The organism is Mesorhizobium sp. M7A.F.Ca.CA.001.08.2.1 (assembly GCF_003998455.1).
Taxonomy (GTDB): domain Bacteria; phylum Pseudomonadota; class Alphaproteobacteria; order Rhizobiales; family Rhizobiaceae; genus Mesorhizobium; species Mesorhizobium ciceri.
This window is the reverse complement of the sequence record NZ_RZPW01000016.1, coordinates 1-24,095: the sequence shown is the minus strand read 5'-3', so window position 1 is coordinate 24,095 and position 24,095 is coordinate 1. Positions and strand designations below refer to the sequence as shown.

General features: G+C 63.5%; 26 protein-coding genes and 1 pseudogene. 14 read left to right on the top strand and 13 right to left on the bottom strand.

Annotated features, from left to right (window positions below; all coding sequences use genetic code 11):
- From EN914_RS39035 to EN914_RS02240, 5 genes and pseudogenes are all read right to left on the bottom strand, one after another.
- Positions 1–173 (bottom strand): annotated as a pseudogene (locus EN914_RS39035) (bifunctional folylpolyglutamate synthase/dihydrofolate synthase); the annotation flags it as partial.
- Between the two features lie 118 nt (positions 174–291).
- A complete protein-coding gene (gene accD / locus EN914_RS02255; protein ID WP_013528321.1) occupies positions 292–1,218 on the bottom strand; it encodes an acetyl-CoA carboxylase, carboxyltransferase subunit beta in 927 nt (308 codons plus the stop codon).
- Positions 1,219–1,319: 101 nt separating this feature from the next.
- Positions 1,320–2,159, bottom strand: coding sequence for a tryptophan synthase subunit alpha (trpA, locus tag EN914_RS02250; protein WP_024501983.1), 840 nt, complete (start codon positions 2,157–2,159; stop codon positions 1,320–1,322).
- Between the two features lie 2 nt (positions 2,160–2,161).
- Positions 2,162–3,412 carry a tryptophan synthase subunit beta gene (gene trpB, locus EN914_RS02245; protein WP_024501982.1) on the bottom strand — a complete coding sequence of 417 codons (1,251 nt, stop codon included), beginning with the start codon at positions 3,410–3,412 and terminating at the stop codon, positions 2,162–2,164.
- Between the two features lie 91 nt (positions 3,413–3,503).
- On the bottom strand, positions 3,504–4,163 hold the full coding sequence (locus EN914_RS02240) for a phosphoribosylanthranilate isomerase (protein WP_024501981.1): 660 nt from the start codon (positions 4,161–4,163) through the stop codon (positions 3,504–3,506).
- 112 nt (positions 4,164–4,275) lie between these two features.
- Here EN914_RS02240 and EN914_RS02235 point away from each other — a divergent pair, with 112 nt between their 5' ends.
- On the top strand, positions 4,276–4,494 hold the full coding sequence (locus EN914_RS02235; protein ID WP_013528317.1) for a hypothetical protein: 219 nt from the start codon (positions 4,276–4,278) through the stop codon (positions 4,492–4,494).
- Between the two features lie 5 nt (positions 4,495–4,499).
- Here EN914_RS02235 and EN914_RS02230 read toward each other — a convergent pair whose 3' ends face one another.
- From EN914_RS02230 to EN914_RS02215, 4 genes are all read right to left on the bottom strand, one after another.
- Positions 4,500–5,258: a M48 family metallopeptidase gene (locus tag EN914_RS02230; RefSeq protein WP_013528316.1), complete on the bottom strand. Its 759-nt coding sequence runs from the start codon at positions 5,256–5,258 to the stop codon at positions 4,500–4,502.
- Between the two features lie 100 nt (positions 5,259–5,358).
- Complete coding sequence (locus tag EN914_RS02225; protein ID WP_013528315.1) at positions 5,359–5,841, bottom strand: DUF2852 domain-containing protein; 483 nt, start codon at positions 5,839–5,841, stop codon at positions 5,359–5,361.
- Positions 5,842–5,958: 117 nt separating this feature from the next.
- Positions 5,959–7,101 carry a benzoate/H(+) symporter BenE family transporter gene (locus tag EN914_RS02220; RefSeq protein ID WP_013528314.1) on the bottom strand — a complete coding sequence of 381 codons (1,143 nt, stop codon included), beginning with the start codon at positions 7,099–7,101 and terminating at the stop codon, positions 5,959–5,961.
- Positions 7,101–7,871 (bottom strand): carboxylesterase, encoded by a 771-nt coding sequence (locus tag EN914_RS02215; RefSeq protein WP_024501980.1) that lies wholly within the window; start codon positions 7,869–7,871, stop codon positions 7,101–7,103. The genes EN914_RS02220 and EN914_RS02215 overlap by 1 nt, the downstream gene beginning before the upstream one ends.
- A gap of 220 nt (positions 7,872–8,091) precedes the next feature.
- Between EN914_RS02215 and infC the strand changes: the two genes are divergently transcribed.
- From infC to EN914_RS02175, 8 genes are all read left to right on the top strand, one after another.
- Complete coding sequence (gene infC / locus EN914_RS02210) at positions 8,092–8,628, top strand: translation initiation factor IF-3 (RefSeq protein ID WP_013528312.1); 537 nt, start codon at positions 8,092–8,094, stop codon at positions 8,626–8,628.
- Between the two features lie 163 nt (positions 8,629–8,791).
- Positions 8,792–9,439, top strand: a complete 648-nt coding sequence (locus tag EN914_RS02205) for an isoprenylcysteine carboxylmethyltransferase family protein (RefSeq protein ID WP_013528311.1) — start codon at positions 8,792–8,794, stop codon at positions 9,437–9,439.
- A 181-nt stretch (positions 9,440–9,620) separates the two neighbouring features.
- Complete coding sequence (gene rpmI, locus EN914_RS02200; protein WP_006201248.1) at positions 9,621–9,824, top strand: 50S ribosomal protein L35; 204 nt, start codon at positions 9,621–9,623, stop codon at positions 9,822–9,824.
- Between the two features lie 93 nt (positions 9,825–9,917).
- Positions 9,918–10,319 (top strand): 50S ribosomal protein L20, encoded by a 402-nt coding sequence (gene rplT / locus EN914_RS02195; protein WP_013528310.1) that lies wholly within the window; start codon positions 9,918–9,920, stop codon positions 10,317–10,319.
- A 153-nt stretch (positions 10,320–10,472) separates the two neighbouring features.
- On the top strand, positions 10,473–11,570 hold the full coding sequence (pheS, locus tag EN914_RS02190) for a phenylalanine--tRNA ligase subunit alpha (RefSeq protein WP_013528309.1): 1,098 nt from the start codon (positions 10,473–10,475) through the stop codon (positions 11,568–11,570).
- On the top strand, positions 11,567–11,989 hold the full coding sequence (locus tag EN914_RS02185) for a GFA family protein (RefSeq protein ID WP_013528308.1): 423 nt from the start codon (positions 11,567–11,569) through the stop codon (positions 11,987–11,989). The genes pheS and EN914_RS02185 overlap by 4 nt, the downstream gene beginning before the upstream one ends.
- Entirely contained in the window at positions 11,986–14,394 is a 2,409-nt protein-coding gene (gene pheT / locus EN914_RS02180; protein WP_024501979.1) for a phenylalanine--tRNA ligase subunit beta, read from the top strand. The genes EN914_RS02185 and pheT overlap by 4 nt, the downstream gene beginning before the upstream one ends.
- A 40-nt stretch (positions 14,395–14,434) precedes the next feature.
- Complete coding sequence (locus tag EN914_RS02175; protein WP_024501978.1) at positions 14,435–15,037, top strand: nucleotidyltransferase family protein; 603 nt, start codon at positions 14,435–14,437, stop codon at positions 15,035–15,037.
- Between the two features lie 112 nt (positions 15,038–15,149).
- Here EN914_RS02175 and EN914_RS02170 read toward each other — a convergent pair whose 3' ends face one another.
- Complete coding sequence (locus EN914_RS02170; RefSeq protein ID WP_024501977.1) at positions 15,150–16,145, bottom strand: aldo/keto reductase; 996 nt, start codon at positions 16,143–16,145, stop codon at positions 15,150–15,152.
- A 96-nt stretch (positions 16,146–16,241) separates the two neighbouring features.
- Between EN914_RS02170 and EN914_RS02165 the strand changes: the two genes are divergently transcribed.
- From EN914_RS02165 to EN914_RS02145, 5 genes are all read left to right on the top strand, one after another.
- Positions 16,242–17,132 carry a LysR family transcriptional regulator gene (locus EN914_RS02165; RefSeq protein WP_024501976.1) on the top strand — a complete coding sequence of 297 codons (891 nt, stop codon included), beginning with the start codon at positions 16,242–16,244 and terminating at the stop codon, positions 17,130–17,132.
- A gap of 346 nt (positions 17,133–17,478) precedes the next feature.
- Entirely contained in the window at positions 17,479–18,051 is a 573-nt protein-coding gene (locus tag EN914_RS02160; protein WP_024501975.1) for a cytochrome b, read from the top strand.
- 69 nt (positions 18,052–18,120) lie between these two features.
- Positions 18,121–18,696 carry a YceI family protein gene (locus tag EN914_RS02155; protein WP_013528302.1) on the top strand — a complete coding sequence of 192 codons (576 nt, stop codon included), beginning with the start codon at positions 18,121–18,123 and terminating at the stop codon, positions 18,694–18,696.
- Positions 18,697–18,764: 68 nt separating this feature from the next.
- Positions 18,765–19,751: a Gfo/Idh/MocA family protein gene (locus tag EN914_RS02150; RefSeq protein WP_024501974.1), complete on the top strand. Its 987-nt coding sequence runs from the start codon at positions 18,765–18,767 to the stop codon at positions 19,749–19,751.
- A gap of 41 nt (positions 19,752–19,792) precedes the next feature.
- Positions 19,793–21,451, top strand: a complete 1,659-nt coding sequence (locus tag EN914_RS02145) for an FAD-binding dehydrogenase (RefSeq protein ID WP_024501973.1) — start codon at positions 19,793–19,795, stop codon at positions 21,449–21,451.
- A 35-nt stretch (positions 21,452–21,486) separates the two neighbouring features.
- On the opposite strand, the gene EN914_RS02140 is transcribed toward EN914_RS02145, so the two are convergent.
- From EN914_RS02140 to EN914_RS02125, 3 genes are all read right to left on the bottom strand, one after another.
- Complete coding sequence (locus tag EN914_RS02140; protein ID WP_024501972.1) at positions 21,487–22,425, bottom strand: alpha/beta hydrolase; 939 nt, start codon at positions 22,423–22,425, stop codon at positions 21,487–21,489.
- Positions 22,426–22,642: 217 nt separating this feature from the next.
- Entirely contained in the window at positions 22,643–23,425 is a 783-nt protein-coding gene (locus tag EN914_RS02130) for a carnitinyl-CoA dehydratase (RefSeq protein WP_013528298.1), read from the bottom strand.
- Positions 23,418–24,095: acetate--CoA ligase family protein (locus EN914_RS02125; protein WP_206527173.1), on the bottom strand; the 678-nt coding region annotated here is incomplete at its 5' end. The genes EN914_RS02130 and EN914_RS02125, both read right to left, overlap by 8 nt.

Genomic DNA, 24,095 nt, shown 5'->3' with positions numbered 1-24,095 from the left:
GCGCACGAACCTTTGCCGTTGGTGCCGGCGATGTGGATGACCGGGGGCAGCCGGTCCTGCGGATTGTCAAGCCGCTCCAGCAGCCGCGAAATGCGGTCGAGCGAAAGGTCGAAGCCTTTCGGATGAAGCGCCATCAGGGCTTCGATTTCGCGGTCGGCGGCAAGCGTCGTCATGGTGGAATCCTAGCGCATGAGCCTGAAAACCAGAATCGGTTTCGGATGGCCATGGCAATCAAAGGCTACAGCGCGCCGAAGCCTTCGTGCAATCGCGGTCGCGGCGCTTCGTGTCGCTTCAGGCTTGCGGCCGAGCTTCCGCGGCAACCACCGCCGGCGGCAGGATTTCCGGCTCCAGCGTTTTTTGCTCTTCCGGCAGCTTGAGCAGCATCTTGAGCAGGCGCGCGATCGTTTCACGCATTTCCAGCCTGGATACGACCATGTCGACCATGCCGTGCTCCATCAGATATTCGGAGCGCTGGAAGCCATCGGGCAGTTTCTCGCGGATCGTCTGTTCGATGACGCGCGGTCCGGCAAAGCCGATCAGCGCGCCGGGCTCGGCGATGTGCACGTCGCCCAGCATGGCGTAGGAGGCGGTCACGCCGCCCGTGGTCGGGTTGGTCAAAACGACGATGTAGGGCAGGCCGGCTTCCTTCAGCCGGTCGACACCGACCGTTGTCCGAGGCAATTGCATCAGGGACAAAATACCTTCCTGCATGCGGGCGCCGCCGGAAGCAGCAAACAGGATCAGCGGCCGCTTGCGCTGCAGGGCCACTTCGAAGCCGTGCACGATGGCGTCGCCGGCGGCCATGCCGAGCGAACCGCCCATGAAGGCGAAGTCCTGCACCGTGACCACAACCGGAAGACCCTCGACGGTGCCCAGCGCATTGATGATCGCGTCCTCAAGGCCGGTCTTGGCCTTGGCGTCCTTCAACCGGTCGACATAGCGCTTCTCGTCGCGGAATTTCAGCGGATCCTGCATGACCTTGGGGTTGTCCAGGGTCTCGTATTTGCCGCCATCGAAGAAGAATTTCAGCCGCTCCTTGGCCGAGATCTTCATGTGATGACCGGACGAGGGAATGACGAACTGGTTCGATTCCAGGTCCTTGTGGAACACCATCTCGCCGGTCTCCGGATCCTTGATCCAGAGATTCTCGGGCATGTCGGTGCGCCGGCCGAGCATCGAATTGATCTTCGGGCGAACGTAATTGGTGATCCAGTTCATCGCTTCGGCTCCTGTCCTGACGAAGAGTTGCTAATGCATGTCGCCCAAAAGTGGGAACCGGTTCTGGGATAACGGCATGCACAAGACCTGACGTAGGGAAACTATTCGGCAGCAGCAAGGCGGGCCGAGCGCACGCCTTGCGCTAGGCCGCTGACCAGCGTGGCGACGGCCTCGGCCGGATCGGCGGTCTTCTCGGCCTTCGGCCCCAGCACATTGGCCACCGCATTGACGATCGCGGTGCCGACGACGACGCCGTCGGCATTGGCGCCGATCACCCGGGCCTGCTCGGCGGTCTTGACGCCGAAGCCGACGCAGACCGGCAGGTCGGTGTGGCCCTTGATGCGCTTGACCGCCGCCGCCACCTTGCCGGTGTCGGCCAGTGCCGAGCCGGTGATGCCGGTCATCGACACGTAATAGACGAAGCCCGACGTGTTCTGCAGCACCTTGGGCAGGCGTTTGTCGTCGGTGGTCGGCGTCGCCAGCCGGATGAAGTTGATGCCGGCTTTCAATGCCGGAATGCACAGTTCCTCATCCATCTCCGGGGGCAGGTCGACGACGATCAGCCCGTCGATGCCGCTGGCGATCGCGTCCTTGAGGAAGCGGTCGACGCCATAGATGTAGATCGGATTGTAGTAGCCCATCAGCACGATCGGCGTTTCATTGTCGCCGGCGCGGAAGTCGGCCGCCATCTTCAGCGTCTTGGCCAGCGTCTGGCCGCCTTTCAGCGCCCGCAAGCCCGCCGCCTGGATCGCCGGGCCGTCGGCCATCGGATCGGAAAACGGCATGCCGAGCTCGATAATATCGGAACCTGCGCCCGGCAACGCCTTCATGATCGACAAAGAGGTGTCGTAGTCGGGGTCGCCGCCCATGAAATAGGTGACGAGCGCCGGGCGGCCTTCGGTCCTGAGCTTCGCCATGCGGCGGTCGATGCGGGTGGCCATGATCAGATCTCCATGCCCAGCATGCTGGCCACCGTGTGCACGTCCTTGTCGCCACGGCCGGACAGGTTGACGATGACGATCTGATCCTTGTTCATGGCAGGCACGATCTTCACCGCATGCGCGATGGCATGCGCCGATTCCAGCGCCGGGATGATGCCTTCGACGCGCGTCGTCAGCTTGAAAGCCTCCAGCGCCTCGTCATCGAGAATGGGTACATATTCGACCCGGCCTGAATCGCGCAGCCAGGAATGCTCCGGCCCGACGCCGGGATAGTCGAGGCCCGCCGAGATCGAATGGCCGTCCATGATCTGGCCGTCGGCGTTCTGCAGGAGATAGGTGCGGTTGCCATGCAGCACGCCGGGCGCGCCGGCATTCATCGAGGCGCAATGCTCGATGCCGTCGAGACCGCGACCGCCGGCTTCGATGCCGATGATGCGGACCTCCTTGTCGTCTAGGAAGGGATGGAACAGGCCGATGGCGTTCGAGCCACCGCCGACAGCGGCGATGATGGTGTCGGGCAGCCGGCCTTCCTGCTCGAGGATCTGTGCCCGCGCCTCGATGCCGATCACCGACTGGAAGTCGCGCACCAGCTCCGGATAGGGGTGCGGGCCGGCGGCGGTGCCGATCAGGTAATAAGTGTCCTCGACATTGGTCACCCAGTCGCGCAACGCCTCGTTCATGGCGTCCTTCAGCGTGCCGTGGCCGGCGGTCACCGGGCGCACTTCGGCGCCGAGCAGCTTCATGCGGAAGACGTTCGGGCTTTGCCGGGCAACGTCTGTGGCGCCCATGTAGACGACGCAGGGAAAGCCGAAGCGGGCCGCAACCGTGGCCGAGGCCACGCCGTGCTGGCCGGCGCCGGTCTCGGCGATGATGCGCTTCTTGCCCATGCGCTTGGCCAGCAGGATCTGGCCGAGGCAGTTGTTGATCTTGTGCGAACCGGTGTGGTTCAAATCCTCCCGCTTGAAGTAGACCTTCGCGCCGCCCGCGAGGCCCCTGGCCGAGGAAACCTCACGAAGATGCTTCGTGAGGCCTTCGGCGAAATAAAGCTTCGACGGCCGTCCGGCATAGTGGGTCGACAGGTCAGTCAGCTCAGCCCTGAAATCCGCATCGTTCTTGACCTCGTTCCAGTGCCGCTCCAGATCGAGGATCAGCGGCATCAGCGTTTCGGCAACGAAACGACCGCCGAAAATGCCGAACATGCCCTGTTCGTCGGGCCCGGTGCGGAAGGAATTGGGTGTCGCCGGCTTGTTCATCGCCGATCTCCTGGCATCTTGACTATGAGGCATGTCCTTGTCGGAAAACCGGTTCCCACTTTTCCGGGACATGCTCTGGTTTGAGGCACCACTAGGCTGCGCGGGTGTTCCGCGCGGCCCTGACGGCCCGGAAAAACTGTTCGATCAGCGCCGGATCCTTGACGCCCGGCGCGCTTTCCACGCCTGAAGAAATGTCGATCCCAGGCGGGTTGGCAAGCCGAAGGGCATCGCCGATATTGGCGGCGTTGAGCCCACCGGAAAGCATGTAATCGACGCCGCCGTCAAGGCCGGCGAGAATGCGCCAGTCGAAGGCAACACCATTGCCGCCCGGCAGTTCGGAGCCTTTCGGCGGCTTGGCGTCGAACAGGAACCGGTCGGCTATGCCGATGAATGGCTTCATTCGTTCGAGATCGGCGGCCTCGCTGAGCGGCAGCGCCTTCATCACCGGCAGGCCATAGCGGGCTTTGACCTCGGCGACGCGCTCGGGCGTTTCCGCGCCGTGCAGCTGCAGCATGTCGGGCTGCATTTTGGCAACGATTTCATCCAGGAAGGCGTCGCCGGCATCGACGGTGACGGCAACCGCCATCGCCTTGCCGCGCGCGGCCTCGCGCAGACGGCCAGCCTCGGCAGGTTCGACATAGCGCGGGCTTTTGGCGAAGAAGATAAACCCGACATGGCTGGCGCCGCCGGCCAGCGCCGCGGCCATTGCCGCGTCGGTCTTCAAGCCGCAGATTTTGATGTCGAGTGCCATGGCGCGGGAATTGGCATGAAAAGCGATAAGAGTCGAGAAAAAGCATGCTGTTTGCCGGCACGGCCAAAGGCGCTACCTATGGATGGACAGGACGCAAGGCGGGAGCACGATCATGGCCGACAGAACCGTAGCCGAACTCAGGCAGAAGATTGCGCAGGCGCGCGAGGTCATCGCGCATCTGATCGACAAGGCCGCATTCAATGGCGCCGAGGCGCACCGCGCGCTCGACTATTTCGGCGGCGATGAGTTCGACGGCAATTTCCTGCCGTGGCCGCATCATGGCGATGAGGGGTTGCGGCCCGAAGACTTGAACGCCGCCAACGACGATTGAGCGATCTACTCGAACATGATCGCCTGCAGCGCACCGCCATTGCGCTTCAGCCAGTCCTTGCAGCGATCGGTGTCGGGGCAGAGCTTTTCGCACAGTTTCCAGAATTTCGGGCCGTGGTTCATCTCCTTGAGATGCGCCACTTCATGCGCGACGAGATAGTTGATGACCGGCGACGGCGCCATCATGATGCGCCAGGAAAAGGACAGATTGCCTTCGGAGGTGCATGACCCCCAGCGGCTTGACGTGTCCTTGAAGCGGATCGCCTTGGCGCGCTTGCCAAGCGCCTCGGTGTGCTTGGCCACCAGCTTCTCGATTTCCTTCTTGGCCTCGCGCTTGAGGAAATCGGCGAGGCGGCGCGGCAGATGTATGCGGTCGCCATGCACGATCAAGAGCGGACCACGTTCGTCGCGCGACACGGTGACGGTGCCGCGCTTTGACGGTTCATGGACGATGCGGTGCGGCACGCCGCGCACCGGGATCCTGATGCCGGGCCGCACCTGCGGCCGCGTCGGCACCTTGGCCAGTCGCTGCTCCAGCCAGTCCTGATGCCGCTCGAGGAACCTGTCCACTTCGCCGCGGCGCAGGCCTGGCGGCACGGTGATGCGCAGACCCTGGCCGCCTGAATCGATACGCAGCGTCATTCGGCGCGCCCTGGCGCTCTCGACGATCTTGAGCGGCAGCGTGCGGCCGGCGACGCAATATTCGCGCTCCACGACAGGCGTGGGCTTGGGCTTTGTCAGATTGCGAAAGAAGCCGAGAGTCATGGCGGGACGATACGCGATTCGAGAAAAACGACTAGAACAAAAAAGAAACGGCGCCGCTCGCGCGACGCCGTTTTTTTACGATGTGACCAGTCGCCGGATCTCAGTCGTCAAGCAGGTTCGAACCCTTGCCACGCTTGGTGGTCGTCGTTCCAGTGCCCGGATCGGTCTTCGTCGGAGCCGTCGACTTGTTGCGGTTGGCCATGAACCGGTCGAACTCGTCCTGGTCCTTGGCGCGGCGCAATTCGCGGGCGTATTCGTCGAACTGGGTCAGCATCTCGTCGAGCTTGCGGCGCTCTTCGTTCAGCCGCTCAAGTTCCTTTTCGCGCCAGTCGTCGAAAGCGACGTTGCCGGTGCGGGCGGAACCATTGCCCCAGCGCGCGGCCTTGTCGGAACCGCGGCGGCAACCGGCGAAGATGCCGTCGGTCGCGCGGTTGACGTCACGCTTGAAGCCATCGAGGCGGTCGCCCCAGATGATGTAGGCGAGCATGGCGAAGCCGAGTGGCCAGAACACCATGAAACCCACAACCATCAACGCGATGGTTGCCGGCGTCCAGGCCGGACGGATCAATGCGGATGTGTTCATTTTCTCCCATTCCTTCGGTTGGAGACAGCCAAACCCGGCTGCGTGGAATCGAAATGGGAAGAGAAAAACGGCGATTCAAGACAATGTCCGCCAAATCCGGACAAGCATCTGAAATGTTTATCGCTTTTTGATCATATCGAGGAAAAGCACGACCAGCCCGGCAATCAGGCCCCAGAATGCGGCGCCAACGCCGAACAGCGTCAGACCCGACGCGGTGACGACAAAGGTGACGGTGGCGGCCATGCGATCCGCCTCTTCCTTCAGCGCGATAGAAAGCGCGTTGGCGAGCGACGCCATCAGCGCCAGGCCCGCCACCAGTACGATCAGGCTCTGTGGCAGCACCGCGAAGATCGCCACCAGCGAAGCGCCGAAAATCGCAAAGATGAGATAGGCGAGCGCATAGAACGGCCCGGTCTTCCAGCGCTCGGCGGGGTCGGGGTGGACGTCCGGCCCGGTGCAGATCGCCGCCGAGATCGCCGCCAGATTGGTGGTCGAGCCGCCGAACGGCGCCGACAGCAGCGAAAACAGGCCGGTGACGCCGATCAGCGGGCCGGGCTCCGGATGGTAGCCGGCGGCGCGCAGCACGGCGAGGCCGGACAGGTTCTGCGAAGCCATGGTGACGAGATAGAGCGGCAGTGCCAGCCCGATCACCGCCTTGGCGGTGAAATCAGGCGCAATCAGCGTCAGCGTCGACAGTTCGGGTGTCGGCAGGCCGCCGACACGGCCGGTGAGGAAAGCGGCAAGGCCACCGCCGATCAGCACCGCCAGCACCGACAGCGCCGGGTTGAACAGCCGGATGACGAAGAAGGCTGCAATCAGCGGCAGGATCAGCCACGGGTCGATGGGAATGGTCTTCACCGCATTGAGCGCGAAGGTGACGACGATACCGGCCAGCATGCCCGAGGCGACGGAAGGCGGTATTCTCGAGATCAGCTTCGTCAGGGGCCGAAACAGCCCGGTGGCGATCAGAAGGACGCCGGTGACGATGAAGGCAGCGACGGCCTCACCCATCGAAAAGCCGCTCGATGCCGCGATCAGCGCCAGGCCCGGCGTCGACCAGGCGGTGATGACTGGCATTTTCGTGCGCCATGACAGCCACAGGCTCTCGATCGCCATGGCCAGGCAGATCGTCGTCACCCAGCTTGCCGTCTCGATCTGCGTCGCGCCGACTGCGTTGGCGGCTGCGATGACGATGGCCAGCGTGCCGCCGAAGCCGACGATCGCCGCGACGAAGGCGGATATCGGAATGGAAAGGCGCATCAGTGTCCCCTCTGCGCCATCGCATCGACGGCCCGCACCAGCATGTCGAGATCCTGCGGTCGCGACAGGCGATGGTCGCCGTCAGGGATCAGCGACAGGGTCACGTCGTCGGCGGGCAGCAGGCTGACCAGCTTCAGTGCATGGCTTGCCGGCACATCCGCATCGGCCAGGCCCTGCAGGATATGCACCGGGCAATGGGTGTCGATCGGGCCTGCCATTGTCAGGTTGTCGCGCCCGTCCTCGATCAGGGCGCGGGTGTAGATGTAGGGTTCCGTGGAATAGTCCGACGGCTCTTCGAAGAAACCTTTTTTGGCGAGATCGCGCTTCTGCGCCTTGGTCAGCACCGGCTCGATCAGTTCAGCGGTAAAATCCGGTGCCGGCGCCAGCAGCACCAGGCCGGCGACGTTGCTGTCATCAGCCTTGCGCAATTCCTGCACCATGCGCAGCGCGATCCAGGCGCCCATCGAGGAGCCGACCAGGATCTGTTTGCCCTTGGTGAAATGCCGGAACACGGCAAGGCTTTGTGCAAGCCATGTCGAAATCGTGCCGTCGGCAAAGGCGCCGCCGGATTCGCCATGGCCGGAATAATCGTGGCGCAGAAAGGCGCGGCCTTCTTTTGCCGCCCAGTCCGACAGCGTCTGCGCCTTCGCGCCCAGCATGTCCGACTTGTAGCCGCCGAGCCAGACGATGCCGGGCGCAGAGCCAGCAGTATGGCGCACCGCGATGCGCGATCCGTCGACATCCATAAAGACGGGGGGCGTTGCGGTCATGGCTTTTTCCTCAGGCCCTCTTCTGGCGCGGGATTCTTGTGGCACGGTCGGTGGCGTGGCGAAAAGTGCTCACTATGTTCTTTGTTTGGTGCAGGGCAGCGATCAGGGTGATTTTCTGTCAATGCTGTGCTATTGACTCCGCCCGCGCGCTCACCACATTGGCGCGTCCATGCATCAACACTGACAAATCCTGAACGAAACGGCCAAGGAGACCACGACCATTCGCAGACCTTTCAAAGCAGCGGCGCCGACCAAGGATGGCCCGCGCTCCAACCGTGACATCCGGGTTCCCCGGGTCCAGCTTATCGACGCCGAAGGCCAGAACCGCGGCGATGTTTCCATCAACGACGCATTGCTGCTGGCCGAAGAGGCCGGGCTCGATCTCGTCGAGATATCGCCCAACGCGGTGCCCCCCGTCGTCAAGATCCTTGATCTCGGCAAGTTGAAATACGCCAACCAGAAGAAGGCGGCCGAGGCGCGCAAGAACCAGAAGGTCATCGAGATCAAGGAGATCAAGATGCGCCCGAACATCGACAGCCATGACTACGAGACCAAGATGAAGGCGGTTCGCCGCTTCTTCGAGGAAGGCGACAAGGTCAAGCTGACGCTGCGCTTCCGTGGCCGCGAGATGGCGCATATGGAACTCGGCATGCAGCTTCTGAACAAGGTCCGCGAGGAAGTGGCGACGATTGCCAAGGTCGAAGCGGAACCGAAGCTCGAAGGCCGCCAGATGATGATGGTGCTGTCGCCGCGCTAAGATCTGCATCGGCGCGTATCTAGGATCACGATGACGTCAGGCTTGGCCATCGCGCTTAAATCCGCCTGAATCACATCGCAAGGCGTCCCGGCGATCGGCGGGACGCCTTCTTCTTGTTCAGACGCTGCGATCGCCGGCAAAATTCCTGACGATCGGATTCACTATGGTCGATGAAGTCAAGGTTTCGGACGTGGACTTCAAACACGGGCTGGGCAATTACCAGCATATGCGCCGGATAGTGCTTGCCGTTCTCGTGGTCGTGCTGTTTGCAGCATTGCTATTTGGCCAATCGACGTTTCCGCCCGACACAGCCGTGCACGAGACGATCGAAATGTTCGGCGTGCTGCTGATTTTCCTCGGCATCGTGGGCCGCCTTTGGGCGACACTCTACATAGGCGGGCGCAAATCGTCCGAGGTGGTGACTGGCGGGCCTTACTCGATCACCCGCAACCCGCTCTATGTGTTCTCGACCGTAGCCGCAGCCGGTGTCGGCGCGCAGATCGGTTCGTTCTCCGGTATCATCCTCTTCGGGCTTTTGTGCGCGGGGGCGTTCCATATCGTCATCCTGCGCGAGGAGAAGTTCCTCAAGGAAGCGCTCGGCGCGCCGTATCAGGCCTATCTGGCGCGGGTGCCGCGCTTCTTCCCAAAACTGTCGCTCTACCAGGAGGGCGATACCGGAAACTTCAAGCCGCGCCTGCTGTTGACCACGCTGCTCGACGGCCTGGTGTTTCTGATCGCGCTGCCGGCCTTCGAATTGATCGACGGCGCCCAGCTGTCAGGCATGTTGCCGGTCTGGTTCACGCTGCCCTGACGAGGACACAGCGCCGCATCTCCACAGGTGTTGCGCGCGGGCCGTCTTTGACGTATAGCACCGCCGTTCAAGAAAACCGCCCGGCAGGGCATGCCGTGGCGGTTTCATTTGCTTTTCGGGCTTTGGTCGGCCTGAAGCGAACAAGAAGCGCGATAGTGCGCCAACAATACGGAGTAGCAAAATGCCCAAGATGAAGACCAAATCGGCCGCCAAGAAGCGGTTCAAGATCACAGGTACGGGTAAAGTCCTGTCGGCTGCGGCCGGCAAGCGTCACGGCATGATCAAGCGTTCCAACAAGTTCATTCGAAATGCCCGCGGCACGATGGTTCTGGCTGAACCGGATGGCAAGAAGGTCATCAAGAATTTTCTGCCGAACGGCCTCTAAGGCATTCGGTCCGGACACGCATTTGTTTTACGCAATTCCGAACGGAAAACCGCAAGGCACTTTTCCTGGAATTGCTTTTAAGGAGATCATGACATGGCACGCGTAAAAAGAGGCGTCACTTCGCACGCCAAGCACAAGAAGGTCCTGAAAGCCGCGAAAGGCTTCTACGGCCGCCGCAAGAACACCATCCGCATCGCCAAGCAGGCGGTGGAAAAGTCGCTGCAATACGCTTACCGCGACCGCAAGAACCGCAAGCGCTCCTTCCGCGCGCTGTGGATCCAGCGTATCAACGCCGCGACCCACGAGCATGGCCTGACCTATGGCCGCTTCATCGACGGCCTCAACAAGTCGGGCATCGAGATCGATCGCAAGATCCTGTCGGACATGGCCATCCACGAGCCGCAGGCTTTCGCGGCCCTGGTCGCCAAGGCCAAGGTGGCGCTCGAATATCTGAAGAACACCACGCCGAACGCTTTTGAAAGCGCTGTCGCCTAAGACCAGCGCTTCCCAAGCATTCGCAATTCTGATTTGGGGAACCCGCGCTGGCACGGCTGGCGCGGGTTTTTCTTTTGCCTGATCCTTGGAGTGATTTCACTTTAGAAGTGACTTTCACTTTGAGGCCGACCTCCCAACGCAGCGAGTTTGACCGTGAACGACGCAACCACTGGCCTGGATACGCTTGAAAACTCACTTCTGGCCGAGATCGCCTCGGCCGCCGATGAGCCGGCCATCGAGGCCGTGCGCATCGCTGCTTTCGGTAAGAAGGGCAGCGTGTCCGAGATGCTGAAGACACTTGGCGCCATGACCGCCGAGGAGCGCCAGATCAAAGGCCCAGCCATCAACGGCCTCAAGAACCGCGTCACCGACGCGCTGACTGCCCGCAAGGCTGAGCTCAAGGATGTGGCGATCACCGCCCGCCTCGCCGCCGAAAAGGTCGACGTGACGCTGCCGGTGCGGCAGTCGCCGGCCGAGCGCGGCCGTATCCATCCGATCAGCCAGGTCATCGACGAGATTGCCGCGATCTTCGGCGACCTCGGGTTTTCCATCGCGGAAGGTCCCGACATCGAGACCGACTATTACAATTTCACCGCGCTGAATTTCCCCGAAGGCCATCCGGCGCGCGAGATGCACGACACCTTCTTCTTCCAACCGGACGAGAAGGGCGAGCGCAAGCTTTTGCGCACGCACACTTCGCCGGTGCAGATCCGCACCATGGAAACGAAGAAGCCGCCGATCCGCATCGTCATTCCTGGCAAGACGTACCGGCAGGATTCGGACGCCACCCACTCGCCGATGTTCCATCAGGTCGAGGGGCTGGTGATCGACAAGACGGCCAACGTTGCCAACATGAAATGGGTGCTGGAGGAGTTCTGCAAGGCCTTCTTCGAGGTGCCGCAGGTCAAGATGCGCTTCCGGCCGTCCTTCTTCCCGTTCACCGAGCCAAGCCTCGAGGTTGACATCCAGTGCGATCGCTCGCGGCCCGGCGAAGTGCGCTTCGGCGAAGGCTCCGATTGGATGGAGATCCTCGGCTGTGGCATGGTGCATCCCAACGTGCTGCGCCATGGCGGTCTCGATCCGGACGAATATCAGGGTTTTGCCTGGGGCATGGGCATCGACCGCATCGCCATGCTGAAATACGGCATGCCGGACCTGCGCGCCTTCTTCGATGCAGACGTGCGCTGGCTGTCGCATTACGGCTTCCGGCCGCTCGACATGCCGACTTTGTTCGGAGGCCTGAGCGCATGACAGCCCCCTATGCCGGCGGCTGCCGCTGCGGCGCCGTGCGGTTCGAGGCCTCTGCCGAACCGCATCACGTCAGCTACTGCCATTGCGGCGATTGCCGGCGGGCCAGCGGCGCGCCGGTGTCGGCCTTTGTCGGCTTCCTGGTCGATCAGGTCGCGTTCACCGGCAAGGCGCTGAAGATGTATGAGAACGGCCCGGTGACGCGCTCTTTCTGCGGCACCTGCGGCTCACCCATCGCCTATGTCGACGAGCGGCTGGAAGAAGACATCTACTTCATGCTCGGCGCCATGGACATGCCGGCCGATTTCCAGCCGACGCTGCATGCCTATATCGGCGAGCAGCTTGCCTTCCTGCATATGTCCGACGACCTGCCGAGACATCTGAAATCAAGCGTCAAAAGACCAGACGGAACAGTCCCATGAAATTCACCCTCTCCTGGCTCAAGGACCACCTCGAGACCGACGCCACGCTCGACGAGATCGTCGAGCGGCTGACTTCGATCGGTCTCGAAGTCGAGCATGTCGACGACAAGTCGAGCCTGAAACCATTCGTCATCGCCAGGGTGCTGACGGCCGTTCAGCATCCCGATGCCGACCGGCTGCGCGTGCTGACCGTCGACACCGGCGACGGCAAGCCTCCGGTGCAGGTCGTTTGCGGCGCGCCAAACGCTCGCGCGGGCCTGATCGGCGCCTTTGCCGCGCCCGGCACCTATGTGCCCGGCATCGACGTAACGCTGACGGTCGGCAAGATCAGGGGCGTCGAAAGCCACGGCATGATGTGTTCCGAGCGCGAGCTGGAGCTGTCCGACGAACACAATGGCATCATCGACCTGCCTGAGGATGCGCCGGTCGGCACCAGCTTCGCCGCCTATGCGCACATCGACGATCCGGTCATCGAGATCAACTTGACGCCGAACCGGCCGGATGCCACCAGCGTCTACGGCATCGCCAGGGATCTGGCGGCGAGCGGGCTTGGCCGCCTCGTCGGCGGCGCCATCATGCCGCATGTCGGCAATGGCATGTGTCCGATCAAGGTGACGATCGAAGCGCCGGAGCTTTGCCCCGGCTTCGCGCTCAACTTGGTCAAGGGCGTCAAGAATGGAGCCTCGCCAAAATGGCTGCAGCAGCGGCTGATCGCCATTGGGCTGAGACCCATCAGCGCACTGGTCGACATCACCAACTACGTCACCTTCGACCGCGGCCGCCCGCTGCATGTGTTCGACGCCAGCAAGGTTGCCGGCAATCTCGTCGTGCGCCGCGCGCGCGATGGTGAAAAGGTGCAGGCGCTCGACGGCCGCGAATACACGCTGACGCCGGAAATGTGCGTCATCGCAGATGACAACGGCGTCGAGTCGATCGCCGGCGTCATGGGCGGCGAGCATTCGGGCTGCGACGAGAACACCTCAGATGTGCTGATCGAATCCGCCCTTTGGGATCCGATCACCACGGCGCGCACCGGCCGCACGCTCGGCATCATCACCGATGCGCGCTACCGCTTCGAGCGCGGCGTCGACCCCGAATTCATGGTTCCGGGCGTCGAACTGGCAACGAAACTGGTGCTCGATTTCTGCGGCGGCACGCCGACCGAAATGGAGGTCGTCGGTTATGCCGGTCACACGCCGAAGATCGTTTCCTTCCCGCTTTCGGAAGTGAAGCGGCTGACCGGCATCGAGGTTCCCAGCGCGAAAAGCCTCGACATCCTGTCGCGCCTCGGCTTCAAGCCGGAGGGCTCGGGCGATGTCGTCGATGTCGCCGTACCGTCCTGGCGCCCCGACGTCGATGGCAAGGCAGACCTGGTCGAGGAGGTCATGCGCATCCACGGTGTCGACAACATCGCGCCGCAGCCGCTCGGTGCGCATGACGCGGTCAATGCAAAGATCCTCACCACGCTGCAGGTCCGTACCCGCACGGCCAAGCGCGCGCTTGCCGTGCGCGGCATGATGGAAGCCGTTACCTGGTCGTTCATTCCGGCCAAGCACGCCGAGCTGTTCGGCGGCGGCCAGACCGCGCTGAAGCTCGCCAACCCGATCGCCGCCGACATGTCCGACATGCGGCCCTCACTGCTGCCGGGGCTGATCGCGGCTGCCCAGCGCAATGCCGACAAGGGTATTGGCGACGTGGCGCTGTTCGAAGTGTCGGGTACCTATGAGGGCGACGGCGCCGACCAGCAGCGGCGCGTCGCCGCCGGCGTGCGCCGCGGCACCGCCAAGCTCGACGGTTCCGGCCGCAACTGGGCCGGCAATTCCGGTCCAGTCGGCGTGTTCGACGCCAAGGCCGATGCGATCGCCGCACTTGAAGCCTGCGGTGCGCCTGTCGACCGGCTGCAGATCGAGGCCGGCGGCCCGGCCTGGTATCATCCCGGCCGTTCCGGCACGATCAAGCTCGGCCCGAAAACCGTACTCGGCACTTTCGGTGAATTCCATCCGAAGACGCTGGAGGGCCTCGATGTTTCCGGCCCGCTGTGCGGCTTTGAAGTCTTCGTCGATGGCGTGCCTGAACCGAAGGCCAAGCCGACGAAAACCAAGCCGAAACTGGAACTGTCGCCCTTCCAGGCGGTCAAGCGCGATTTCGCTTTCGTCGTCGACAAGTCGGTCGAGGCCGGCACGCTGGTGCGCGCAGCGCTCGCCGCCGACAAGAAGCTCATCACCGCCGTCTCGGTCTTCGATATTTTCGAAGGCGCTTCGCTGGGCGAGGGCAAAAAATCGATTGCCATCGAAGTGTCGATCCAGCCGGTCGAAAAGACGCTCACCGACGAGGATTTCGAGGCACTGGCCAAGCGCATCATCGAGAATGTCGGCAAGCAGACCGGGGGCGTTCTGCGGGGCTAAAAAACTTGCGAGCAGATGGCGAATCGCCCTCCAAAGGGCGATGGACCATCTGCGGTATTCCGGCCTTCCCCTTGAAGAACAGCGCGCGGCGTTTCTCGCCATCGTGTCTGCCGACCCGCTGTTACGCGACGCGGTGGCGCGGGCTTGCACGCTCGACCTGCCGGACTGGCTGGTGGTATCCGGCGCTCTCTACAACAGCATCTGGAACCACCTGACCGGCAAACCGTCGGGCTACGGCATCAAGGATGTTGATCTTTTCTACTTCGATGACAGTGACCTGTCCTATGAGGCCGAGGACGCGGTGATCCGCCGGGCGGAGAAGCATTTCGAGGGGCTGGCGTTGCCGGTCGAGGTGCGCAACCAGGCGCGGGTGCATCTGTGGTATCCGCAGAAGTTCGGACGGCCGTGCCCGCGCTATTCGAGCGCCAGCGAATCCGTCAGCCATTTTGCCTCGAAGACGCACGCCGTCGGGGTTCGATACGACGCTGACGGGCAGCTCGAGATCGTGGCACCGTTTGGTCTTGACGACATTTTCTCGTTTCGCATCACGCCGAACCGGGTGATGGACAATCAGCGCACGCATGAGGCGAAGGGTAAGCGTGCAAGGGAGAATTGGCCGGAGATTAGTGTCGAGCCTTGGTAAAAATGTCGGCAGGGCAGAGGGGGGGGCGCTTCACGTCAGCGTCCCCACCTTCTGCACCGCGCTGCGTACGAAAAAGGGGCGCGCGGCGCCCCTTCCGATTACTCACCAGTTTTCAACCATTGACCAGCGTCAGCTCCTTCTCCGCATAGCGCCTACCGACCACCTTGTCGGGCGACAGAGCGTCACCAATCGCCTGCACCTCGACCGCACTCAGCGCGATCCCGGCAGCCGCCGCATTCTGCTCCAGATGGCGTATCCTTCTCGCGCCGGGGATCGGCACGATGAAATCGCCCTGGTGCAGCACCCAGGCCAGCGCCAGTTGGGCCGAAGTTACCCCCTTTTCAGCTGCCAGCTTTTCCAGCGTCGCGATGACAGCGGCGTTGGCTTCCATCGCCTCGGCCTGGAAGCGCGGCAAGGTCCGGCGCCAGTCGTCGTCGCTCAGCGCCTCGGGCTTGGCGATCGTGCCGGTCAGCAGGCCACGGCCGAGCGGGCTGTAGGGAACAAAACCGATGCCGAGTTCGCGGCAGACGGCGAACACCTCGTCTTCCGGGTCGCGGCTCCAGAGCGAATATTCGCTCTGCACGGCAGCAATTGGATGCACGGCATGGGCCCGGCGGATGGTCGCCGCACTCGCCTCCGACAGGCCGAGCGCGCGCACCTTGCCCTCGCGCACCAGCTCGGCCATGGCACCGACCGTGTCCTCGATCGGCACGTTGGGGTCGACACGGTGCTGGTAGTAGAGGTCGATCACATCCGTGCCGAGCCGCTTCAGCGACGCCTCGGCGACCGCCTTGAGGTGCTCGGGGCGGCTGTCGACGCCGGCCATGCGGTCGAGGCCTGTACCTTCCTCCAAAATCCTGAAGCCGAATTTTGTCGCGATCGTCACCTTGTCACGCGCGGACTTCAGCGCTTTGCCGAGCAGGATCTCGTTCTCGAACGGGCCATAGACCTCCGCCGTGTCGAAGAAATTGACGCCGATATCGATGGCGCGGTGCAGCGTGGCGATTGCGTCGGCTTCCGCCTGGCCGCCATAGGCGAAGCTCATGCCCATGCAGCCGAGGCCGACGGGATAGACGTTCAATTCAGTTCCTAGCTTGCGGGTTTGCATAACGCGTCTCCTTGTTGCGATGCGGCAGAAATAGCGCCTTGCCTTGTGTTCGATAATCGGCTCTCATTTGCACGGGCTGTTCTAAAAGATAGATCAATGAATCGCGCGCATCTTTCCCAACTGGCCGTGCTGGCAACCGTTGCCCAATGCGGCAGCTTTCGCGGCGCGGCCAGGGAATTGGCCATCGCGCCTTCGGCGGTCAGCCATGCGGTGTCCAGCCTAGAGGCGCGGCTTGGCGTTCGGCTGCTGGCGCGCAGCACACGCAGCGTCGCGCCGACCGAAGAAGGTGCGCAGTTGCTGGAACGGCTGCGACCGGCGCTGTCGGAGATCGATCTGGCGCTGGAGACGGCAATCGAGACGCGCGACCGGCCGGCCGGCAATCTGCGCCTGACCGTGCCGCGCACCGCAGCCCATTTGGCGCTGACGCCACGGTTGGGCGCCTTTGCGTCGACCTATCCCGATATCGTGCTGGAGATCGTCATCGAGGACCGTTTCACCGACGTGGTGGAAGGGGGCTTCGATGCTGGCGTCAGGTTAGGCGAGAGCCTGCAGCGCGACATGATCGCGGTGCGCATCGGGCCGGACCTTCGCGGCGCGGTGGTCGGCGCCCCGGTCTATTTCGAGGTCAACCCCAAGCCGCGTCACCCGCGCGACCTGGCTGACCACCGCTGCATCCGCTTCCGCTTCTCCAGCGGCATCCTCTACCGCTGGGAGTTCGAGAAAGGCCGCGAGGCGATCGAGATGGCGGTGGAGGGACCGCTGATCCTCGACGAGGACCATTTGATCGCCCAGGCGGCCATCGACGGCGCTGGGCTCGCCTTCGTCTTTGAGGATTATGTCCGCGCGCCGCTCGCCGACGGCAGGCTGATCCGTGTGCTGGAGGACTGGTGCCCCTCCTTCGACGGCTTCTTCGTCTATTATCCGAGCCGCCGGCAAATGCGCCCGGCGCTCCGGGCGTTTGTCGATTTCTTCAAGGTGAGTGGATAGAGCGGGCTCGCCCCTCCCCTTGTGGCCCTCCGGAGGGAGAGGAAGGGCACCGGCTGTGATAAGCTCGCGCCTTCCTCTCCCCCTCCGGAGGGAGAGGAAGGGAGCCAGGCTCGGCGAACTCGCGCCTTTCGTCTCCCTCCGGAGGGCCCTGATGGGAGTCCGAAGGACGGGCGAGATCGGCGGCTCGCCCCGGTAGGTCGGCTGAGGGACGGGGTGGGTAGCGCCCTACGAGACCCCACCCCGCTTCGCAAAATCCGCTTCGCGGCATTTGCTGCGCGACCCTCCCCCACAAGGGGGAGGGTGAAGCGCGCTGGAAGAAAGCCGAACCAACATTCGTTCACTCCCCATGCAAACATCGATCACCAACAGCGCCACCCGCTATGGCTGGGGCGCGATCCTTCTCCACTGGCTGATTGCGCTCATTTTCATCGGCCAGTTCGGGCTCGGCTTCGTCATGGTGCGGTTGACCAGCCAGCGCACCGCCTTCGAGCTGATCCAACTGCACAAATCTTTCGGCTTCCTGCTGCTCGGGCTTGTGTTGCTGCGCATCGCTTGGCGTCTTGGCAATGCAACGCCGGCGCTGCCGCGCTCGGTCGGAACCCTGGAGCGTCGAGCAGCACCGTTGGCCCATCTTGCGCTCTACGCGTTTCAGCTTGCCTTGCCCTTGTCCGGCTGGGCGCTGGTGTCGGTCTCGATGCTGGAGATCCCCAGCCTGCCGTTCAACCTGTTCGTCATGCCGAACCTGCCGCTGGCCGAATCGGATGGTGCCGAGAGCTTCTGGGCGGCTGCACATTGGTATCTCGCCTATGCCGGCATGACGCTTGTGGCTCTCCACGTCGCGGCGGCGCTGCGGCATCATTTCCAGCTCAGGGATGGCGTGCTCACGCGCATGGTCACGCCTTCGTCAAATTCGGAATAGAGCGAGCGGTTCATTCGTTCATGGAGTGAGGGCGCAAGAAATGCGCTGCCTCCAACAAGGAACATCCCCATGTACACGCGCATCCTCGGATTTGCGGCGGTCGCCGCTTGCCTTGCCATGCCTGTTTCTGCGGCCGTCGCGCTGGGTGACGCCGCCGGCAGCTATTCGATCAGCCCGGCCAGCTCCAGCATCCGCTTCTCCATCGGCAAGGTCGGCGGCGGCGGCCTCAATGGCACCTTCGCCCGCTTCAAGGGCTCGATCCGCATCGACAACAGCGATGTCGGGCGCTCAGCTGTCAATTTCACCATTTTTCCCGAAAGCGTCGGCACCGGCCAGGGCCGTATCGATGCCTTCCTGCGCTCCGACGCGGTGTTTGATGCCGCCAACAGCCCGGAAATCCAGTTCCGCTCTACCAGCGTGACCCGAACCAGCGACACCACGGCTCTCGTCAGCGGCCGGCTGACGGCGCGCGGCAAGACGTTCCCGGAAAAATTCACGGCCGAGCTCGGCGGTCTCAAGGCCGGCATGATCAAATTCCATGTCACCGGCAAGGTGCTGAGGTCGCGCTACGGCATGGATGTAGGCACGCCGATCTATTCCAACATCGTCGACTTCGACATGACGCTGACCGGCAAAAGGGGCTGACCTCGTCATTGGCTTTTCCGGCGATTTCGGGCAAACCTCGTCGCCTGTAATCGTGATGGAGAAGCCTGATGTTCCGATGGGGTGTGTTGTCGACGGCCAAGATCGGCCGCGAGCATTTGTTGCCGGCGATGGTCGAGGCGGAGAATAGCGTGCTGTCGGCGATCGCCAGCCGCGATCTGTCGAAGGCCAAGGCGCTGGCCGATCGCTTCGGTGCGCGGCATGCCTTCGGCTCCTATGAGGAACTGCTTGCCTCCAATGAGGTCGACGGCGTCTACATCCCGCTGCCGACCTCGCAGCATGTCGAGTGGGCGGCCAAGGCCATCGAAGCCGGCAAGCATGTGCTGGTCGAAAAGCCGCTGGCGCTCGACGCCAAGGACATCCTGCCGCTGATCAAGCTGCGCGACCAGAAAAAGGTGCTGGTCTGCGAAGCCTTCATGGTCATCTACCACCCGCAATGGATCAAGGTGCGCGAGCTCATCGCCAGCGGCGCCATCGGCCGGCTGCGCCATGTGCAGGGCGCGTTCTCCTACTACAACGTCGACCCCAGCAACATGCGCAACCAGCTCGACCTCGGCGGCGGCGCGCTGCCCGACATCGGCGTTTACCCGACCGTGTCGACGCGCTTTTCCACCAGCAAGGAGCCGCTGCGCGTGCAGGCGACGATCGAGCGCGACAAGACATTCGGCACCGACATCTACTCCTCGATCCGTGCCGATTTCGGTGACTTCGAGCTGTCGTTCTATCTGTCGACTCAGATGGCGGCGCGCCAGGTGATGGTGTTCCACGGCGAGAAGGGTTTCATCGAGTTGTTCTCGCCTTTCAATGCCGGGCTCTACGACCACCACCGCGTCGAACTGCACAACCAGAACCACACCGAGGCGCAGGTTTTCCGCTTTCCCGGCACGCAGCAGTACCGGCTGGAAGTCGAGACCTTCGCGCGCGCGGCACAGGGCGGCAAGGAGCGCGTCTTCACGCTGGAGGAATCGGTGCTCAATCAGAAAGTCATCGACGCCATCTTCCGCGCCGGCGGCAAAGAAGGCTGGGAGACCGTCTGAATTCCTTGCATTGAAATAGCCGGCTAATTCTGGGAGGAAAAATGGCTGACGATGCGGACGTGATCATTGTCGGCGCCGGCCTTGCAGGGCTGGTTGCCGCCGCCGAGCTCGCCGAGGCCGGCAAGAAAATCATCATCGTCGACCAGGAGCCGGAGCAGTCGCTCGGCGGCCAGGCATTCTGGTCGTTCGGCGGCCTTTTCCTCGTCGATTCGCCCGAGCAGCGGCGCATGCGCATCCGCGATTCGCATGACCTGGCGCTGGAAGACTGGCTCGGCACCGCGGCTTTCGATCGGCCCGAGGATTTCTGGCCGCGCAAATGGGCGGAAGCCTATGTCGGCTTTGCCGCCGGCGAAAAACGCTCCTGGCTGATACAGTGCGGCCTGAAATTCTTTCCCGTGGTCGGCTGGGCCGAGCGAGGCGGCGGCAATGCCATCGGCCACGGCAATTCGGTGCCGCGCTTCCACATCACCTGGGGCACGGGCCCCGGCGTTCTCGACCCCTTCGTACAGCGCGTGCGCGAGGCGCAGAAGCGCGGACTGATCAGTTTCAAATTCCGCCATCGGGTCGATGAATTGACCCGCACGGGTGCGACTGTCGACGGGGTGCGCGGCGACATCCTGCAACCGAGTACCGCCGAGCGCGGCCACAAGAGTTCGCGCGAAATATCAGGAGATTTCGAGCTTCGCGCGCAAGCCGTGATCGTCGCTTCCGGCGGCATCGGCGCCAACCATCAGCTTGTGCGGGAAAACTGGCCGCAGCGGCTGGGCGCGGCGCCCAAGCGCATGATCACCGGCGTGCCCGATCACGTCGACGGCCGCATGCTGGCGATCACGGAACAGGCCGGCGGTTCGATCATCAACCGCGACCGCATGTGGCACTATGTCGAGGGCATCAAGAACTGGGCGCCGATCTGGACCGACCATGCGATACGCATCCTGCCCGGCCCATCATCGCTGTGGCTCGATGCGCGCGGCAAGCGCCTGCCGGTGCCGCTCTATCCCGGCTTCGACACTCTGGGCACGCTCTCCCACATCATGAGCACCGGCTTCGACTATTCCTGGTTCATCCTGACCAAGAAGATCATCCAGAAGGAGTTCGCGCTGTCGGGCTCCGAGCAGAACCCCGATCTGACCGGCAAGAGCTGGCGCCAGGTGCTCGGCCGCGCCACATCGGGCATTCCGGGCCCCGTCAAGGCGTTCATGGAAAAGGGCGAGGACTTCATCGTCGAGGCCGATTTGCCGGCGCTGGTCGCGCGCATGAACGCGCTGGCCGGCGGCGAGGCGCTGCTTGAGGTGGCTCAAGTCGAGCGCGAGATCCACGCCCGCGATAGGCAGCTCGACAACCCGTTCTCCAAGGATATGCAGATCACCGCTCTGCGCGGCGCGCGCGCCTATCTCGGCGACCGGCTGATCCGCACGGCCAAGCCGCACAAGATGCTCGATCCGGCAAATGGCCCGCTGATCGCGGTGCGGCTCAACATCCTGACCCGCAAGACGCTGGGCGGCCTGCAGACCGATCTCGACAGCCGCGTGCTGGGGGCAGATGGGCAGCCGGTCGCCGGGCTCTATGCCGTCGGCGAAGCCGCCGGTTTCGGCGGCGGCGGCGTGCATGGCTATGCGGCGCTCGAAGGCACCTTCCTCGGCGGCTGCATCTTTTCCGGCCGCAGCGCCGGCCGGGCAGCGGCTGCCTCGGTGGCGTGATGGGGCGCCACTTGGTCCTCAGAGTTTGGCCGCGATCACCAGCGCCAGCCGCCCTGTCCAAGCGCGGTCACCGCACCGACGATCCGGGTGAAGCTGGTGCGGGCGCGGCCAACCGTGTGCCGGGCTCTGAGATAGCCGTGCACCAATCCCGGCTCCTCGAACCACGTCGCGTGGCCACCTGCCGTGATGATCAGGTCGCGATAGGTCTCGCCATCCGATGACAGCGGGTCGCATTCGGCGGTGATCAGCACTGTCGGCGGCAAGTTGGAGAAATCGGTGTCGGCAAGCGGGCCCAGCGTCGCATCGCCGCTACGGTCTTGCCCTCCAGTGCGAATGTGCTTGTAGAATTCGAGATCGCGCACGGTCAGCATCGGCGCTTCGGCGTGCTTGACATAGGAGCCTTTCGAGCGGTTTCCGCCGAGGCCGGGATAGATCAGCACCTGGCCGACCGGCCTTTTCGAATGGCCGCGCGTGGCGTGACTGACGGCGGCGCAGAGATTGCCGCCGGCGCTGTCGCCGCAGAGCACGATAGGATGATCGCGATTGGCGGCGGCCCATTCGAAGGCGCTCATGGCATCGTCGAAGGCGGCTGGATGCAAATGTTCCGGCGCCAGCCGGTAATCTACGGAGACCACCTCATAGCCTGTGCGCGAGCACAGCTCCGCGCAAACATCGTCGTGGCTGTCCAGCCCACCAAGGATGAAGCCACCGCCATGGACATAGAGCACCGTCACGGCTGCCTGAAGTGTGCTTCGGTAGATGCGGATCGGGATGTCATGCGTCGGCGTTGCAATGGCGGAGGTTTCGACAGCGACGCCCTCGGGGTAGCCGGCAAAGAATTCCCGGCACATGCGGTCGTAAATCTCGCGCTGCTGCGCGATCGTGTAGTCGATCGTATCGGGCGGGTAATAGGAATTGGTGCGCTCGATGAAGGCCCAGGTCTCGGCGTCGATGAGCTTGATGTAGTCGGTCATGGGTGCTGGAGAGGCGGCCAAGGCTGAGCCTGGGCGCCCCCCTCTGTCCTGCCGGACATCTCCCCCTCAAGGGGGGAGATCGGATGTTGCGAAGGCTTTCGCCAACCTTCTGCGTCGCAAGAAGAGTGCAGAGATCGAAGCTGCCAATCTCCTCCCTTGAGGGGGAGATGTCCGGCAGGACAGAGGGGGGTAAGCGCCGTCATTTCGGCAACAATCCTTACTTCCCCTTCCACACCGGCTCACGCTTCTCCGCAAAAGCCCGAAAACCCTCCATATTGTCCTCGGAGCCATAGAGCGCATCGACCGTCGGCAATTGCCGGCGGGTCACCTTGTTCATGGCGTCCTGGAAGGTCAGCGCCTCGGCCACGCGCGCCGTCTCCTTGATCGCGGCAAACACCAGCGGTGGGCCGCCTGCGAGCAGCCGGGCGATCTCCCAGACGCGATCTTCCAGCTTTTCCTTGGGCAGCACTTCGTTGACCAAGCCCCAGCGATGCGCTTCAGCGACATCCATCCAGCGGCCGGTGAGCAGAAGGTCCATGGCGACATGGTAGGGGATGCGCTTCGGCAGCTTGATCGTCGCCGCGTCGGCCAGCGTGCCGGCTCGGATCTCGGGCAGCGCGAAGGAGGAATGATCGGAGGCGTAGATGAGGTCGCAGGACAGCGCCAGCTCGAAGCCGCCGCCGACCGCCATGCCGTTGACGCACGCGATGATCGGCTTGTTGAGGTCGCGCAGCTCCTGCAGGCCGGCAAAGCCGCCGACGCCATAGTCGCCGTCGACCGCATCGCCGCCGGCAGCTGCTTTGAGGTCCCAGCCCGCGCAGAAGAACTTGTCGCCAGCGGTCTTGACGATGGCGACGCGCAATTCCGGATCGTCTCGGAACGCCTTGAAGGTCTCGCCCATCAGCCGCGAGGTCTTCAGGTCGATGGCGTTGGCTTTGGGCCGGTCGAGGGTGACTTCGAGGATGGTGCCCTCGCGGCGGGTCGAAATGACGTCAGACATTCTTGTTCTCTCCGAGCACCAGCAGCGCGTCGGCGATCCAGGCGCCCTTGCCCTCTGCACAGACGATCAGCGGGTTGATGTCGAGTTCCTCGATCTCACCGGCATTCTGCTGCACGAAGGCGGCAATGCCAGAGATAGCATCGATGGCAGCCGCGACATCGGCCTTCGGCCGGCCGCGATAGCCTTCGAGCAGCGGGAACAGTTTCAGGCCGCGCAGCGCCGCCTCGATATCGTCGCGGGTCGCCGGCAGCATCAGCGTGACGCTGTCGCGCAACAGCTCGACCAGCACGCCACCAGTGCCGAGCGTCATCACCGCGCCGAACATCGGATCGCGGGTGAAGCCGACGATGAGTTCGGCAACACCGTCGCGCACCATGCGCTCGACATAGAGCCCGGTGCCGAGCGGCAACAGGTCATGCGCTGCGGTGCTGACGGTTTCGGCATCCCTGAGATTGAGCCTGACAGCGCCAACTTCGGATTTGTGGGTGACGCCGAGCGCCTTCAACGCGACGGGAAAGCCGAGCGCCATGGACGAAATCACCGCCTCGACGGCATTGGCGGCGCGCTCGCCCTTCGGCACCGGCAGGCCGGCTTTGATCAGCCGTGACTTCGCCTCGGCCTCATCGGGCGCGACGTGGTCGCCCCCGGGGGCACCGGAGGCCGACGTCTC

What these genes read in the sequence shown, in the direction of transcription:
- accD (WP_013528321.1), bottom strand. Translation starts at nt 1,218, where the DNA reads ATGAACTGGATCACCAATTACGTTCGCCCGAAGATCAATTCGATGCTC.
- trpA (WP_024501983.1), bottom strand. Translation starts at nt 2,159, where the DNA reads ATGGCCACCCGCATCGACCGCCGCATGGCGAAGCTCAGGACCGAAGGC.
- trpB (WP_024501982.1), bottom strand. Translation starts at nt 3,412, where the DNA reads ATGAACAAGCCGGCGACACCCAATTCCTTCCGCACCGGGCCCGACGAA.
- EN914_RS02240 (WP_024501981.1), bottom strand. Translation starts at nt 4,163, where the DNA reads ATGGCACTCGACATCAAAATCTGCGGCTTGAAGACCGACGCGGCAATG.
- EN914_RS02235 (WP_013528317.1), top strand. Translation starts at nt 4,276, where the DNA reads ATGGCCGACAGAACCGTAGCCGAACTCAGGCAGAAGATTGCGCAGGCG.
- EN914_RS02230 (WP_013528316.1), bottom strand. Translation starts at nt 5,258, where the DNA reads ATGACTCTCGGCTTCTTTCGCAATCTGACAAAGCCCAAGCCCACGCCT.
- EN914_RS02225 (WP_013528315.1), bottom strand. Translation starts at nt 5,841, where the DNA reads ATGAACACATCCGCATTGATCCGTCCGGCCTGGACGCCGGCAACCATC.
- EN914_RS02220 (WP_013528314.1), bottom strand. Translation starts at nt 7,101, where the DNA reads ATGCGCCTTTCCATTCCGATATCCGCCTTCGTCGCGGCGATCGTCGGC.
- EN914_RS02215 (WP_024501980.1), bottom strand. Translation starts at nt 7,871, where the DNA reads ATGACCGCAACGCCCCCCGTCTTTATGGATGTCGACGGATCGCGCATC.
- EN914_RS02205 (WP_013528311.1), top strand. Translation starts at nt 8,792, where the DNA reads ATGGTCGATGAAGTCAAGGTTTCGGACGTGGACTTCAAACACGGGCTG.
- rpmI (WP_006201248.1), top strand. Translation starts at nt 9,621, where the DNA reads ATGCCCAAGATGAAGACCAAATCGGCCGCCAAGAAGCGGTTCAAGATC.
- rplT (WP_013528310.1), top strand. Translation starts at nt 9,918, where the DNA reads ATGGCACGCGTAAAAAGAGGCGTCACTTCGCACGCCAAGCACAAGAAG.
- EN914_RS02185 (WP_013528308.1), top strand. Translation starts at nt 11,567, where the DNA reads ATGACAGCCCCCTATGCCGGCGGCTGCCGCTGCGGCGCCGTGCGGTTC.
- pheT (WP_024501979.1), top strand. Translation starts at nt 11,986, where the DNA reads ATGAAATTCACCCTCTCCTGGCTCAAGGACCACCTCGAGACCGACGCC.
- EN914_RS02175 (WP_024501978.1), top strand. Translation starts at nt 14,435, where the DNA reads ATGGACCATCTGCGGTATTCCGGCCTTCCCCTTGAAGAACAGCGCGCG.
- EN914_RS02170 (WP_024501977.1), bottom strand. Translation starts at nt 16,145, where the DNA reads ATGCAAACCCGCAAGCTAGGAACTGAATTGAACGTCTATCCCGTCGGC.
- EN914_RS02165 (WP_024501976.1), top strand. Translation starts at nt 16,242, where the DNA reads ATGAATCGCGCGCATCTTTCCCAACTGGCCGTGCTGGCAACCGTTGCC.
- EN914_RS02160 (WP_024501975.1), top strand. Translation starts at nt 17,479, where the DNA reads ATGCAAACATCGATCACCAACAGCGCCACCCGCTATGGCTGGGGCGCG.
- EN914_RS02155 (WP_013528302.1), top strand. Translation starts at nt 18,121, where the DNA reads ATGTACACGCGCATCCTCGGATTTGCGGCGGTCGCCGCTTGCCTTGCC.
- EN914_RS02150 (WP_024501974.1), top strand. Translation starts at nt 18,765, where the DNA reads ATGTTCCGATGGGGTGTGTTGTCGACGGCCAAGATCGGCCGCGAGCAT.
- EN914_RS02145 (WP_024501973.1), top strand. Translation starts at nt 19,793, where the DNA reads ATGGCTGACGATGCGGACGTGATCATTGTCGGCGCCGGCCTTGCAGGG.
- EN914_RS02140 (WP_024501972.1), bottom strand. Translation starts at nt 22,425, where the DNA reads ATGACCGACTACATCAAGCTCATCGACGCCGAGACCTGGGCCTTCATC.
- EN914_RS02130 (WP_013528298.1), bottom strand. Translation starts at nt 23,425, where the DNA reads ATGTCTGACGTCATTTCGACCCGCCGCGAGGGCACCATCCTCGAAGTC.